The organism is Pseudomonas sp. RIT409 (genome assembly GCF_003052515.2).
Lineage (GTDB): Bacteria > Pseudomonadota > Gammaproteobacteria > Pseudomonadales > Pseudomonadaceae > Aquipseudomonas.
On record NZ_QARE02000007.1, the window covers coordinates 67,374 to 80,758 of the forward strand.

Consider the following 13,385-nt stretch of genomic DNA (forward strand, 5'->3'; position numbering starts at 1 on the left):
CTAATCTACGCTCACAGTCGCATGATCACATCACGACGGCGTTGGGCTGTGTGATGCACGCCACGGCATTGCCACAAGGAGCCTGCATGCCTGCTCATCCCTCATTGCTTCGAAACGGCCTCAAGGCGGTGGCGCTGGGCGTATGCCTCATCGCGCTGTCAGGGTGCGGCAAGGAAAAGCCGGCGGATCCCGTACACCCTCGTGTGCAGGTGCAAGCGGTGAAAACCACTGAATTCGCCGCAACGGTGGCACTGACGGGCGATATCCAAGCGCGCGTGCAGACACAACTGTCGTTCCGCGTGGGCGGCAAAATCATCCAGCGTATGGTCGATGTCGGAGACCGTATCACCGCCAAGCAGGTGCTGGCCAAACTGGACCCCAAAGACCTGCAGACCAACGTCGACTCGGCCATCGCTGCCGAAGCTGCCGAGCAAGCGCGGGTCAAGCAGACCTCAGCCGCCTTCGTGCGCCAGGAAAAGTTGCTGCCCAAGGGTTACACCAGCAAAAGCGAATATGATGCCGCACAGGCGCAACTGCGCAGTAGCCAGAGCGCCTTGAAAGCTGCCCAGGCGCAACTGGCCAACGCCCGTGAGCAACTGGGTTACACCTCGCTGATCGCCGATGCGCCGGGCGTCATTACGGCACGTCAGGCTGAGGTTGGTCAGGTGGTGCAGGCAACCATGCCGATCTTCAGCCTGGCGCGCGACGGTGAGCGGGACGCAGTCTTCAACGTCTACGAATCCCTGTTCGTCCAGCCGCCGGGTGATGAACCGGTGGAAGTCACCTTGCTGGATAACCCGAACATCAAGGTCAGCGGAAAGGTGCGCGAAATCACCCCAGCCGTTTCCGCACAAACCGGAACGTTGCAGGTAAAAATTGCCCTCGACACGCTACCCGAAGGGATGGACCTGGGCTCTGTAGTGAGCGCGGCGCTCAGCGTGCCCGCCCGGCAAAGTGTCGAACTTCCCTGGTCGGCGCTGACCAAGGGCTTGGGTGAGCATCTGGGCCAACCGGCTGTGTGGATCGTCGACGAACAGAATAAAGCCAGCCTGCGTCCCGTCACCGTAGGGCGGTACTTGACTGGGAAAGTGATCATTACCGAAGGCCTGAAAAACGGGGAGAAAGTGGTGGTCGCCGGAAATCAGCTGCTGCACCCTGACATGCAGGTTGAGCTCGCAGGCGTTTCCAGTGCGTCAGCAGGAGGAGCTCAATGAAGCGCCTGTCTGGCCTGTTGCTGAGCGCCTTGTTGCTGAGCGGTTGTGGAAAGGAGGAGGCGCCGCCTGAACCTGTGCGTCCCGTGCTGTTCATGGAAGTCAAACCACAGGCCGAGGAAAACCTGGGCCGTTTCGCCGGAAACATCGCCGCACGGTACGAGAGCACGCTGGGTTTCCGAGTGTCGGGACGCATCGCTTCGCGCAGCGTCGACGTCGGCGCAGAAGTCGAAAAGGGCCAGTTGCTGGCGACGCTGGACCCTACCGATCTGCAGAACCAGTTGCGCGCTTCTCAGGGCGATCTGGCTCGGGTCGAGGCGCAGTACATCAATGCCCAGGCCAATGCGCGGCGTCAGCAGGAGTTGTTCGACCGGGGCGTGGGCGCACAAGCAGCGCTGGATGTGGCGGTGACCGACCTGAAGACCTCTCAATCCTCGTTCAACCAAGCCAAGGCGTCCGTACAACAGGCGCAGGATCAGTTGAGCTATAGCGAGTTGCGCACCGATCACCCAGCGGTGGTGACGCAATGGAAAGCCGAAGCGGGGCAGGTGGTCAGTGCCGGTGAGCAAGTGGTGACGCTGGCGCGGCCCGACATCAAGGAGGCGGTGATCGACCTTCCCGCGCCGCTGGCAGAACAACTGCCGAAGGATGTGGTGTTCAAAGTGGCCAGCCAGTTGGAGCCCGAGATCAACACCACCGCGACGCTGCGCGAGTTGGAGCCCCAGGCTGAAAGCGCGACGCGCACCCGACGCGCGCGCCTGACTCTCGCTCAGACCCCTGCCGCCTTTCGACTGGGCACGGCGATCAGCGTGACCCTGAGCTCAGCCATTGCGCCGCGCATTGAATTGCCCCTCAACGTGTTACAGGACGTCGACGGCAAAACCCAGATCTGGGTCATCGACATGCAGAACCAGACCGTTTCACCGCGCCCGGTTACGGTGGTAAGCCGCGACAGCGATTCGGTCGTCATCGCCGGTGGTGTGAGCGGCGGTGATCGCGTGGTCACCGCCGGTGTAAACAGCCTCGAGCCGGGGCAGAAAGTCAAAGTCGATAAGGACAGCCCGCGATGAAAGGGAACTTCAACCTCTCCGACTGGGCGCTCAAACATCAGTCCTTCGTCTGGTACCTGATGTTCGTCGGCCTGCTCATGGGCGTGTTTTCGTACATGAACTTGGGCCGCGAAGAAGACCCGTCCTTCACCATCAAGACCATGGTGATCCAGACCCGCTGGCCCGGCGCAACCGTGGACGAAACGCTGGAACAGGTCACCGACCGCATCGAGAAAAAACTCGAAGACCTCGATTCTCTGGACTACGTGAAAAGCTACACCCGCCCTGGCGAATCGACGGTTTTTGTCTACCTGCGAGATACCACCAGCGCCAAGGACATTCCAGAAATCTGGTACCAGGTCCGGAAAAAAATCGACGACATTCGCGGGACGTTTCCACAGGGTCTGCAAGGCCCAGCCTTCAACGATGAATTCGGGGATGTGTACGGCTCGATCTACGCCTTCACCGCCGACGGCCTGACCTTCCGCCAGCTCCGCGATTACGTCGAACAGGTGCGGGTGCAGATCCGTGATGTGCCGGGGTTGGGCAAGGTCGAGATGATCGGCCAGCAGGACGAAGTGATTTACCTGAATTTCTCGACCCGCAAACTGGCCGCACTGGGCCTCGATCAGCGGCAGGTCGTGCAGAGTCTCCAATCACAAAATGCCGTGACCCCGGCGGGCGTCATCGAAGCAGGGCCCGAGCGGATCTCGGTGCGTACGTCCGGCCAATTCGAGTCTGAGAAGGATCTGGAGACCGTGAACCTGCGGCTCAACGACCGCTTTTACCGGCTGAGCGACATCGCCGAAATCAGTCGAGGCTACGTGGATCCGCCCAAGCCGATGTTCCGCTTCGACGGTAAACCGGCGATCGGCTTGGCGATCGCCATGCAGAAGGGCGGAAACGTGCAGGCGTTCGGCAAGGAACTGCACGCCCGTATGGAGCAGGCTACCGCCGACCTGCCGGTGGGCGTTGGGGTGCACAACGTTTCCGATCAGGCGCAGGTGGTGGAGAAAGCCGTCGGCGGCTTCACCAGCGCACTGTTCGAGGCGGTAGTGATCGTTCTGGTCGTCAGCTTCATCAGCCTTGGCGTGCGGGCCGGGCTGGTGGTGGCGTGCTCGATCCCGCTGGTCCTGGCGATGGTGTTCGTGTTCATGGAGTACAGCGGCATCACCATGCAGCGGATCTCGTTGGGGGCGTTGATCATCGCACTGGGCCTACTGGTGGATGACGCGATGATCACCGTCGAGATGATGGTCACGCGTCTGGAAATGGGCGACAGCAAAGAGCAGGCGGCGACCTACGCCTATACGTCAACGGCCTTTCCGATGCTCACCGGCACGCTCGTGACAGTGGCGGGGTTCGTGCCTATCGGCTTGAACGCCAGTTCGGCGGGGGAATACACCTTTACGCTGTTCGCGGTCATCGCTGTCGCCATGCTGGTGTCGTGGGTGGTGGCTGTGCTGTTCGCGCCGGTGATTGGGGTGCACATCCTCAGCGACAAGATCAAGAAGCACGATGACAAGCCGCCGGGACGCATTGCGCGGGCCTTCACAGGGTCGATGTTCTGGGCGATGCGCAACCGCTGGCTGGCGATCTTCATCACCATCGCCTTGTTCGCCACGGCGCTGTTTTGCATGCGTTTTGTGCAGAACCAGTTCTTCCCGTCTTCCGACCGGCCGGAAATTCTGCTCGACCTCAACTTGCCTCAAAACGCATCGATCAATGAAACGCGCAAAGCAGTGGACCGGCTGGAGGCGACGCTCAAGGACGATCCGGACATCGTGCGCTGGAGCACCTACATTGGCCAAGGCGCCGTGCGGTTCTATCTGCCCCTGGATCAACAGCTGGAGAACCCGTATTACGCGCAGCTGGTCATCGTAAGCAAGGGGCTGGAAGAACGTGCGGGGTTGATGGATCGGCTCAACAAGCGCCTGCGCGAGGATTTCGTCGGCATCGGTACTTACGTTCAGCCGCTGGAAATGGGCCCACCCGTGGGGCGCCCGATTCAATACCGTATCAGCGGCGACAACATCGACAAGGTGCGTCAGCACGCGATCGATTTGGCCACCCTGCTGGACAAGAATCAGCACATCGGTGAAATGATCTACGACTGGAACGAGCCGGGCAAAGTCCTGCGCATCGACATCAATCAGGACAAGGCGCGGCAACTGGGGTTGTCTTCCGAGGACGTGGCGCAGTTGATGAACAGCATTGTCGTTGGCGCCAACGTTACCCAAGTGCGCGATGACATCTACCTGATCAACGTGGTCGGGCGCGCAGTTGATGCTGAGCGTGGCTCACCGGAAACGTTACAAAACCTGCAAATCGTCACCCAGGGCGGTACGTCGATTCCGTTGCTGGCGTTCGCCAACGTGCGTTATGAACTGGAACAGCCATTGGTCTGGCGCCGAGATCGCAAACCTACCATCACCTTGAAGGCTGCGGTGCGCGACGAAATCCAGCCGACGGATCTGGTGAAGCAACTCAAGCCGGAGATCGACAAATTCGCGGCCGATCTGCCCGCGGGCTACAAGATCGCCACCGGCGGTACGGTGGAAGAAAGCGGTAAGGCTCAGGGGCCGATCGCCAAAGTGGTGCCGCTGATGTTGTTTCTCATGGCGACGTTCCTGATGATCCAGCTGCACAGCGTGCAGAAAATGTTCCTCGTCGCCAGTGTTGCGCCATTGGGGTTGATCGGCGTGGTATTGGCGCTGGTTCCGACGGGCACGCCGATGGGGTTCGTGGCCATTCTGGGCATCCTCGCGCTGATCGGCATCATCATCCGCAACTCGGTGATTCTGGTGACGCAGATTCACGAGTACGAAGAGGCGGGCTATCTGCCGTGGGATGCGGTCGCTGAGGCGACAGAGCACAGGCGGCGTCCCATTCTGCTGACCGCTGCGGCGGCGAGCCTGGGCATGATCCCTATCGCCCGAGAAGTGTTTTGGGGTCCGATGGCCTACGCGATGATCGGTGGCATCATCAGCGCGACCTTGCTGACGCTGCTGTTCCTGCCTGCGCTGTACGTGGCCTGGTACAAGATCAAGGAACCGACGAAAGCGCAGAGGGAGCGAGCCGAGGCGCAAAAGCGCGACCGTGATGATGAAGACGACGTGGACACGACCGAAGACGCCCCCCATCGGCCGAAGGCGTAGACGTCCTACCAGGGGGGGTGATCCCGCTGTAGCAGCGCGGCTCGTTGGGGCTGCTACAGCGTGCGCTGCGCAAGGCTTTTCAAACCTTGCGCCACACACTCGCCAGCCAGGGCTGCTGCGCGCGCGGCAAGCCTTCGGGGCGGTAATAGTGCTCGACCTCGTCAAAACCGGCCTCCACCAACAAGGCGCTCCAGCCCGCCAGGTCATGGAATGAGCCATAGCGCTCGCCTTTCCAGCCTTCCTGATTGTTTCCACGAGGGTTCGAGCTGAAGAGCACTCCACCGGGTTTGAGCGCTGAGTGCAATTGGAGTAAGACGCGGGGCAATTCCTGACGCGGGACATGAAACAGCGAAGCGTTGGCAAAGACACCATCAAAGCGTTCGCTGGGCAGCTGCAGCTCCAGAAAGTTTTGGTGCAGCACCTCGCATCCGCTGTCGGCGCGTGCCATGTCGGCGAAACGTTGCGAACCGTCGAGCCCGGTCGCGATATGACCTAGCGCGGTGAAAGTACGCAAATCCCGCCCTGGTCCGCAGCCGAAGTCGAGAATCTCAAACGGTGCAGGGCCCTGGATATTCCGCAACAGCGCATCGATGTTCTGGCTGACGTCATGATCCCGAGTGCCTTCACGGAAACCCTCGGCCACCTCGTCGTAGTTGGCGAGCGTGGTGGCGGTGATCTGGGCGAGGGCTTGCGGATCAAGTTTCATGTCGGCGGATTCTGAGCAGAGGAAGCAGCCAATATACCTCCTCGTCGTTGCCCTGTTAAAACCTGTAGGAGCGCGCTTGTCCGTGATCTGCCGCGTAGCGACAGCAAAATCGGACTGCGCTGTTTCAGAGACATCGAGTGCTTAGGGTTTACTGCCGCTGCGCAGCAGGTCGCGGGCAAGCGCGCTCCTACGGCCAGAATCGCGGGCAAGCGCTCTCCTACGGGCAGAATCGCAGGCGGATCAGCGCTTGTTCAACCGCAATGCCAATCGATCTCCACCCAGTTGAATCACCGCCACCAACACCACCAGCAATACGATCACGGTCAACATCACTTGCGTGTCGAAACGCTGATAACCATAGCGGTAGGCGATGTCGCCCAAGCCGCCTGCACCGATGGCGCCAGCCATGGCCGAGGAGTTGATCATGGTGACCAGAGTGATCGTGAAACCACCGACGATTCCTGGCAGCGCTTCGGGCAGCAGTACGTGCCAGACGATGTGCCACCGGCGGCAGCCCATGGCTTGGGCGGCTTCGATCAGGCCGTGGTCGACTTCCCGCAGGCTGACTTCGGCGATCCGCGCAAAGAAGGGCGTGGCGGCGATGGTCAACGGCACCACCGCTGCCCACACGCCATAGGTGGTCCCGACGATCAGGCGGGTGAAGGGGATCAGCGCGACCATCAGGATCAGAAACGGCACCGAGCGAAAGATGTTCACGAAGGCGCCGAGCACGCGGTTGAGGTTGGGTGCTTCGAAAATGCCGCCCTTGCCACTGGTGACCAGAATCACCGCCAGCGGAATCCCGAGAATCAGCGCGAGCAGCGACGAGACCCCAACCATCAAAAAGGTGTCGATGACGCCTTGCCACAAACGATCAAGCCACATAACCCAGCACCTTTGCATGTTGCGCCTGGCTGCAGGCGCGATCGAGCAGTTCTTCTGCGGACAGCGGTGAGCCGCTGACGGCGAGCACCAAATGGCCCAGCGCGCGTCCCTGAATGCGTTCCACCCCACCCTGCAGCAGATTGACGCGCCCGCCAAACGCGCCGAACAACGCCGATAAATCCGGCTCCTGGCCGTTGCTGCCGGTGAATTGCAGGTCCAGCACGATGCTGCTGTGCGTGGTTGATGGATGGCGTTGCAAACGAGTCTGCACGTCTTCCGGCAGCGCATGCTGCAGCGGTGCCAGCAAGGTCTTGCTCACCTCATGCTGCGGATTGCCGAACACCTGCCATACGGGGCCCTGCTCGGCGATCTGGCCTCGCTCAAGCACCACGACGCGGTCGCAGATTTCCCGGATCACGGCCATCTCGTGGGTAATCAGGATAATGGTCAGGCCCAGTCGCTCATTGATCTCGCGCAGCAGGCCCAGAATTGATTGCGTGGTTTCGGGATCAAGCGCCGAGGTGGCTTCGTCGCACAGCAAAATTTCCGGGTCATGCACCAGCGCCCGCGCGATGCCGACACGCTGTTTCTGCCCGCCGGACAATTGCGCCGGGTAGGCGTTGTGCTTGTCGTTCAGGCCAACCAGTTCCAGCAATTCCGCGACTTTGCGCTGACGCTGATCCTTGGGTACGCCGGCCACCTTGAGCGGCAACTCGACGTTCTTCCACACCGTTTTCGCCGACATCAGATTGAAGTGCTGGAAGATCATGCCGATGCGCCGACGCAGCTCCACCAGCTTGTCTTCGTTGAACGCAGCGATGTCGACCTGGTCGATCAGCACCCGCCCGCTGGTGGGCTGCTCCAGACGATTAATCGTGCGAATCAGCGAAGACTTGCCCGCCCCGCTGCGGCCGATGATGCCGAAGATTTCGCCGCGCTGGATGTCCAGATCGATGCCTTGCAAGGCCGCGACCGGCCCTTGCTGGCCTTCATAGATTTTGCCCAGTTGGCTGAAGCGCACGTGAGCTTGCGCCTTCTCGGGGTGCAGACGCACGTGTTCGGCGGAATGCGGTGTGGGCGCTTCCAAGGGCAGGGAACGTTGCACGGTGGCGGTCATGGTCAGTTCTTCCAGCCGACCTGATACAGCGAGCCATTCACTTTATCCAGCGAGGCGCGCACGACAGGGGAGTGTTGATAAATGTCGATGAATTTGGCCAGGCGCGGGTCGTCCTTGTGGTCGGGCTTGATCACGAACTGAATGACGTATTCGGGGTGGTCCAGCCCGTCGAAGAGGATCGCCGACGCAGGATCGAAGGTTTTCGCCAGGCGGATGTAGGCGGGATAGCCCTGCACCAGGTCGGCGTCGTCGTAGGCGCGCACCAATTGCACGGCTTCGACCTGTATCAGTTTGAGCTTCTTGGGGTTGGCGGTAATGTCTTCTTCGGTGGCCTTGTAGCCCACGCCTGGTTTGAGTGTGATCAAGCCGGCCTTGGCCAGCAGTTGCAGCCCACGGCCGCTGTTGATCGGGTCGTTGGCGATGGCCACCGTCGCACCGGTCGGCAGCTCATCGAAGCTTTTATATTTTTTCGAATACAGGCCCACGTTGTTGATGATCCCCGGCGCGTAAGGCACCAGATCGAAACCCGACGCTGCCTTGGCGTTCTCCAGGAACGGGATGTGCTGGAAGTAGTTCACGTCAATGTCGCCGGCGTTGAGGCTGACGTTAGGAGCGATCCAGTCGGTGAATTCCACCAACTCGACCTTCAGGCCCTGCTTGTCCGCCTCGGCCACTGCCGTTTCCAGCGGAATGGCGAACGCCGCGGTGGTGCCGACTTTCAGCGGTTGATCGGCGGCCTGGAGGGTGCCGGTGAAAAGCCCGAGCGATAGGGCCAGGGTGAGCAGCGTCTTTGTCATGTTTCTTTTCCGATTTAATGTTCAGAGTGAAATCTGTCGAGCTGTCGCGGGGGCTGTAGGCGCGCGTGCCCGCGATGTCGTTGTGTCAGCCGCCAGCGTTGTCACGGCAGATCGCGATCGCGGGCACGTGCGCTTCTACGGGGCCAGTGCGTCTGTTGAATCGCGGGACCGATACCGCGCTCCCGCATGCCGCTCAGGCAGCCTCGCCGAGGCCCCGGAAAACAACTTTTCGCGTAAGGTGCCGTGCTCGTAAGCGGTCTTGTAGGATCCGCGCCGCTGCAGCTCCGGGATCACCAGGTCGATGAAGTCTTCATAGGTTTCCGGGGTCACGATGCGGGTCAGGTTGAAGCCATCGAGGCCTGTTTCGGCAATCCACGATTCCAGTTCGTCGGCCACCTGCTCGGGCGATCCCACCAGCGTGATGTAGCGCCCGCCCAGTGCGTGCTGATCCAGCAACTTTTGCCGGGTCCAGTCGTTGTTCCTGAGAATCTTCGTCGCCGATTGAATGGCGTTGCCTTTAACGTGCTGGATAGGCTCGCCGAGTTCGTAGTTGGCGAAGTCGATTCCGGTCGACGCCGCGAAGTGCGCCAGCCCCGCTTCCGCGCTGGCGTATGCCAGGTATTCGGCATGCCGTGCGTGCGCGGCGTCTTCGGTTGCGCCGACGATCACGTTCAGACCCATGAACACCTTGATGTCGTCCGGATCACGTCCGGCGGCCACCGCGCTGGCCCGCACTCTGTCGACCTGTTCCCGCGTCGCTGTCTTGTTTTGCCCACTGATGAATACGCACTCGGCGTTATTCCCAGCGAACTGCAAGCCGCGGTCCGAACTGCCCGCTTGAAACAGAACCGGCGTGCGTTGCGGGGAGGGTTCGCAGAGGTGATAGCCTTCGACCTGGTAGAACTCGCCGCGATGCCTGACCTTATGCACCTTTGCGGCCTGGGCGTAGACGCGCGATTGTCGGTTTTCGATGACCGCATCATCTGCCCAACTGCCTTCCCAGAGTTTGTAGAGCACTTCCAAGTACTCATCGGCCTGGTCGTAACGGCGATCGTGTTCAATCTGCTGCGTCAGCCCCATGGCCTTCGCAGCGCTGTCCAGATACCCCGTGACAATGTTCCAACCCACGCGACCCTGGGTCAGGTGATCGAGGGTCGACATGCGCCGGGCGAACAGATAAGGCGCTTCATAGGTCAGGTTGGCAGTCAGGCCGAACCCCAGGTGCTTGGTGACGGCGGCCATGGCCGACACCATCAGCAATGGATCGTTGACCGGCAACTGGATCGACTCTTTCAGTGTCACGTCGATGGAGTTCTGATAGACGTCGTACACACCGACGATGTCCGCGATGAACAGTCCGTCGAACAGCCCGCGCTCCAGCAGTTGTGCAAGCTTTGTCCAATAGTCGAGTGTCTTGTACTGGGTCGACGTGTCTCGCGGATGGGTCCAGAAACCGTGGTTGATGTGGCCGATGCAGTTCATGTTGAACGCGTTGAGCAGGATTTTTTTCTTGCCCATCAGATCGTCCCCCGGCGTGGCGGATTCACGTCGTTCAAATAGAAGTTGCCGATGGCGTGGTACTTCCACCGCACAGGGTCGTGCAGCGTGTGCACCCGCGCATTGCGCCAGTGACGGTCCAGGCCATGTTCGGCCAGCGTCGATTGCGAACCGGCCAGTTCGAACAAGGTGCTACCAGCCGCCAGGGAAATTTCGGTGCTGATGGCGCGGGCCTCTGCGACCGCAATCGAAGCTTCGGCCACGTTCTCGGCCGTGCTCTGGGCTTGTGCGTGATCCAGGTATTGCCCGGCCCGCTCAAGTAAGGCTTCTGCGGCATGCAGGCGAATGCCGAGTTTGCCGAAACTGTGCAGGGTCAGTGGATCGTCGACGGCCTTTTCGATACCCGAATCGATCCAGGGCCGGGTGCGCGTACGCACAAAATGCAGCGCGTCCTCGAACGCGGCGCGGGCGATGCCGGTGTCGATGGCGGCATGAAGAATCTGCGCCAGTGGGCCCACCGTGGTCGGCCGCTCGAACGCACTTTGGAACGGCATCACGTCTGTGTCGTTGACGTAGACATTGTCGAACACCACCGAGCCGCTGCCTGTGGTGCGTTGGCCGAAGCCGCTCCAGTCATCGACCACCGTCAGACCTTGGGCGTCGGCCGCAACGAACGCAAGCTGCTGGATGCCCTTCTCGTCGATCACCGACGTTGGAATGCGCTGCGCGTAGAGAGCGCCCGTGGCGTAAAACTTGCGGCCGTTGATGCGCCAGCCTTGGCCGTCCCGGGTCAAGCGCGTGGTGCGGTCATGGGCGGTTTTGGTTCCCAGTTCGGCCAGGGCATTGCCGAACCGCTGGCCAGCGAGGACCTCGGCATACAGCCGCTTCTGCTGCTCGGGGCTGCCGTTCACCCGCAGGACTTCGAGCGTGTAGAAATGGTTTTGCGGAATCTGGCCCAGCGAGCCGTCCGCGGCGGAGATGATGCGGATCACTTCGGCCAGCGTCACGCTTGAGACGCCCGCGCCGCCGAACGCTTTCGGTACGCTGATGCCCCACAGGCCGGAGCGTGAAAACTGCTCCAGTTCCTCATGCGGCAGGCGCCGTTCGCGGTCGCGCAGAGCGCTCTGCTGTTTGAAGGCCTGGGCCAACGCGTGGGCGGTTTGCAGGGCCTGGGTGTCGTCTTCGATGATCGAAGTGGCCGCCTGCGGATCAAGCGGCAAAGGTTGAAGGCTCATACGTGTGCTTCCAGTTGTCTGGTTCAGATCCAGGAGTGACGGGCGGGCAGGGTGCCGTTGAGATGCCAGGCGCCGACCGCGTGGACTTTCCAGCGCACCGGGTCATGGAGGGTGTGGACGCGGGCGTTGCGCCAGTGGCGGTCGAGGTTGAACTCCGCCAGCGTGGCGCGGCTGCCAGACAGTTCGAACAGCTTCTCGCTGGCGAGCAGGGCAATCTCGGTCGTCAGGACCTTGGCTTGCGCCACGACGATGGAAGCGCGGGCCGCGGATTGCTCGTCGATCGGTTTGGCTGCAATGTCGTCAAGCACGCGCCCTGCCTTGTACAGCAGCGCTTCTGCCGCATGCAGGTCCAGCTTCAATTTGCCGATGTCGGCGATGACATACGGATCGTCGCTGGCCCGTTCGACGTTTGCGTCAATCCACGGTCTGGAGCGCTCGCGAACGAAATGGATGCTCTCGTCGATGGCCTCTCGGGCGATCCCTGCGTCGATGGCCGCCTGGATCAGTTGGGACACCGCCCCCTGTATGTTCGGCGAAAGTGCAAGTTTCCAGTTATCGATGACCCATTCGCCGCTGACGCGTACGTTCTCCAGCAACACGCTGCCGCTGGCCGTGGTGCGCTGTCCGAAACCGGACCAGTCATCGATGATGTGCAGCCCCGGCGTACCCCGAGGCACGAAGACCAGCACTTGCCTGCCGTCATCGTTGATGGCCTTGACCGCGACCCAATGGGCGAACAGGGCGCCGGTCGAGTAGAACTTGCGGCCGTTGAGCCGGTAATGATCGCCCTCGGCGGTCAGGCGCGTTCTCACGTCGAGCGTATTCTTCGTGCCTCGTTCGGGGCCGCCATTGCCGATTCGCGCGCCATTGAGCACGCTGTCGAACAGGACTTTCTTTTGCGCCTCGCTGGCGCTGCCAGTCAGGGAATACAGAATGCCGAACTGATTCTGCGGGATCTGCCCCACCGCCGGGTCAGCGGCAGAAAGAATCGCAAATACCTTGGCGATCGTTTCGAACGAGACCTGGGCCCCGCCGAAAGCGCGAGGTATCGCAATGCCTCCCAGCCCGCTGCGAGTGAATGCTTCGATTTCTGCCCACGGCAATTGGCGTTCGCGATCGCGAGCGGCTGCCGTCTGGCGAACCTGTGCGGCAAGGTCCCGTGCGGCCGCGAGCGCCTCGGCGTCGTCGCGCAGGACTTTCGCAGGGTGTAGGGCAGGGGCTACGTCCAGGGGGTGCTGGACGGCAAGGGTGCTCAGCTCAGTCATGGTGGTGACCTTCGCGAGCGGAAGCACTGGGGTGGTTGTGCGTGACCATCTGAACCTCGAATCAACGTCGCCTGAGCGACAAGAAAGTTGATGATGGTCCGGTGGTCCGGTTCATATACCTTAAGCGTGTATAAAAACTAAATAAACTCACATTTGGGAATAAGCATAGAAGGGCTGCACAGGCATGGACAGCCCGCCAGATGCCCCGCCCAGGTGAGGCAGGAACCAAACAGCATCAGCAAAACCATGTACTTGACGATATGCCGGCAGTGCATGACGAGTCCCCCGTTAACCCTTTTGCTGAGGCTAGCAGCGGCCGATGGATGAACGTGTGAGTAGCCGTAGGAAGGGCATGATGGGATTTGTGGGATCCTTCTTTGGCAGAGCGGATCTGCGGCGTGCGTCACGTCTTCAGTGCCAGAATGGGCGTCGCGGCGAAAAACGCATGGCCGCGACAGTGCATCG

10 protein-coding genes are annotated in these 13,385 nt (G+C 61.1%); 3 read left to right on the forward strand and 7 right to left on the reverse strand.

Features of this window, described 5'->3' with window-relative positions:
* The first annotated feature begins 86 nt into the window (after positions 1 to 86).
* From DBP26_RS10995 to DBP26_RS11005, 3 genes are read left to right on the forward strand one after another with little or no spacing between them, the layout of a single operon-like run.
* A complete protein-coding gene (locus DBP26_RS10995) occupies positions 87 to 1,214 on the forward strand; it encodes an efflux RND transporter periplasmic adaptor subunit (protein ID WP_108237610.1) in 1,128 nt (375 codons plus the stop codon).
* Positions 1,211 to 2,281, forward strand: a complete 1,071-nt coding sequence (locus DBP26_RS11000; RefSeq protein ID WP_108237611.1) for an efflux RND transporter periplasmic adaptor subunit — start codon at positions 1,211 to 1,213, stop codon at positions 2,279 to 2,281. Before DBP26_RS10995 ends, DBP26_RS11000 begins: the two co-directional genes overlap by 4 nt.
* Entirely contained in the window at positions 2,278 to 5,418 is a 3,141-nt protein-coding gene (locus DBP26_RS11005; protein WP_108237612.1) for an efflux RND transporter permease subunit, read from the forward strand. Before DBP26_RS11000 ends, DBP26_RS11005 begins: the two co-directional genes overlap by 4 nt.
* Positions 5,419 to 5,497: 79 nt before the next feature.
* Here the strand turns inward: DBP26_RS11005 and DBP26_RS11010 are convergent, their stop codons facing one another.
* From DBP26_RS11010 to DBP26_RS11040, 7 genes are all read right to left on the reverse strand, one after another.
* Entirely contained in the window at positions 5,498 to 6,124 is a 627-nt protein-coding gene (locus DBP26_RS11010; RefSeq protein ID WP_108237613.1) for a class I SAM-dependent methyltransferase, read from the reverse strand.
* Positions 6,125 to 6,364: 240 nt separating this feature from the next.
* Complete coding sequence (locus DBP26_RS11015) at positions 6,365 to 7,009, reverse strand: methionine ABC transporter permease (protein WP_108237614.1); 645 nt, start codon at positions 7,007 to 7,009, stop codon at positions 6,365 to 6,367.
* Positions 6,999 to 8,126 (reverse strand): ATP-binding cassette domain-containing protein, encoded by a 1,128-nt coding sequence (locus DBP26_RS11020; RefSeq protein ID WP_108237615.1) that lies wholly within the window; start codon positions 8,124 to 8,126, stop codon positions 6,999 to 7,001. Before DBP26_RS11020 ends, DBP26_RS11015 begins: the two co-directional genes overlap by 11 nt.
* A gap of 2 nt (positions 8,127 to 8,128) precedes the next feature.
* Complete coding sequence (locus DBP26_RS11025) at positions 8,129 to 8,923, reverse strand: MetQ/NlpA family ABC transporter substrate-binding protein (RefSeq protein WP_108237616.1); 795 nt, start codon at positions 8,921 to 8,923, stop codon at positions 8,129 to 8,131.
* Between the two features lie 135 nt (positions 8,924 to 9,058).
* Complete coding sequence (locus tag DBP26_RS11030; RefSeq protein ID WP_108237617.1) at positions 9,059 to 10,441, reverse strand: LLM class flavin-dependent oxidoreductase; 1,383 nt, start codon at positions 10,439 to 10,441, stop codon at positions 9,059 to 9,061.
* Positions 10,441 to 11,655: an SfnB family sulfur acquisition oxidoreductase gene (locus DBP26_RS11035; protein WP_177411043.1), complete on the reverse strand. Its 1,215-nt coding sequence runs from the start codon at positions 11,653 to 11,655 to the stop codon at positions 10,441 to 10,443. The genes DBP26_RS11030 and DBP26_RS11035 overlap by 1 nt, the downstream gene beginning before the upstream one ends.
* A 23-nt stretch (positions 11,656 to 11,678) precedes the next feature.
* Positions 11,679 to 12,920, reverse strand: a complete 1,242-nt coding sequence (locus DBP26_RS11040) for an SfnB family sulfur acquisition oxidoreductase (RefSeq protein ID WP_108237618.1) — start codon at positions 12,918 to 12,920, stop codon at positions 11,679 to 11,681.
* Between the last annotated feature and the right edge of the window lie 465 nt (positions 12,921 to 13,385).

Excerpts from the sequence above, each read along its gene's own strand:
- DBP26_RS11005 (WP_108237612.1), top strand. The coding sequence starts at position 2,278 with ATGAAAGGGAACTTCAACCTCTCCGACTGGGCGCTCAAACATCAGTCC.
- DBP26_RS11025 (WP_108237616.1), bottom strand. The coding sequence starts at position 8,923 with ATGACAAAGACGCTGCTCACCCTGGCCCTATCGCTCGGGCTTTTCACC.
- DBP26_RS10995 (WP_108237610.1), top strand. The coding sequence starts at position 87 with ATGCCTGCTCATCCCTCATTGCTTCGAAACGGCCTCAAGGCGGTGGCG.
- DBP26_RS11010 (WP_108237613.1), bottom strand. The coding sequence starts at position 6,124 with ATGAAACTTGATCCGCAAGCCCTCGCCCAGATCACCGCCACCACGCTC.
- DBP26_RS11015 (WP_108237614.1), bottom strand. The coding sequence starts at position 7,009 with ATGTGGCTTGATCGTTTGTGGCAAGGCGTCATCGACACCTTTTTGATG.
- DBP26_RS11000 (WP_108237611.1), top strand. The coding sequence starts at position 1,211 with ATGAAGCGCCTGTCTGGCCTGTTGCTGAGCGCCTTGTTGCTGAGCGGT.
- DBP26_RS11040 (WP_108237618.1), bottom strand. The coding sequence starts at position 12,920 with ATGACTGAGCTGAGCACCCTTGCCGTCCAGCACCCCCTGGACGTAGCC.
- DBP26_RS11035 (WP_177411043.1), bottom strand. The coding sequence starts at position 11,655 with ATGAGCCTTCAACCTTTGCCGCTTGATCCGCAGGCGGCCACTTCGATC.
- DBP26_RS11020 (WP_108237615.1), bottom strand. The coding sequence starts at position 8,126 with ATGACCGCCACCGTGCAACGTTCCCTGCCCTTGGAAGCGCCCACACCG.
- DBP26_RS11030 (WP_108237617.1), bottom strand. The coding sequence starts at position 10,441 with ATGGGCAAGAAAAAAATCCTGCTCAACGCGTTCAACATGAACTGCATC.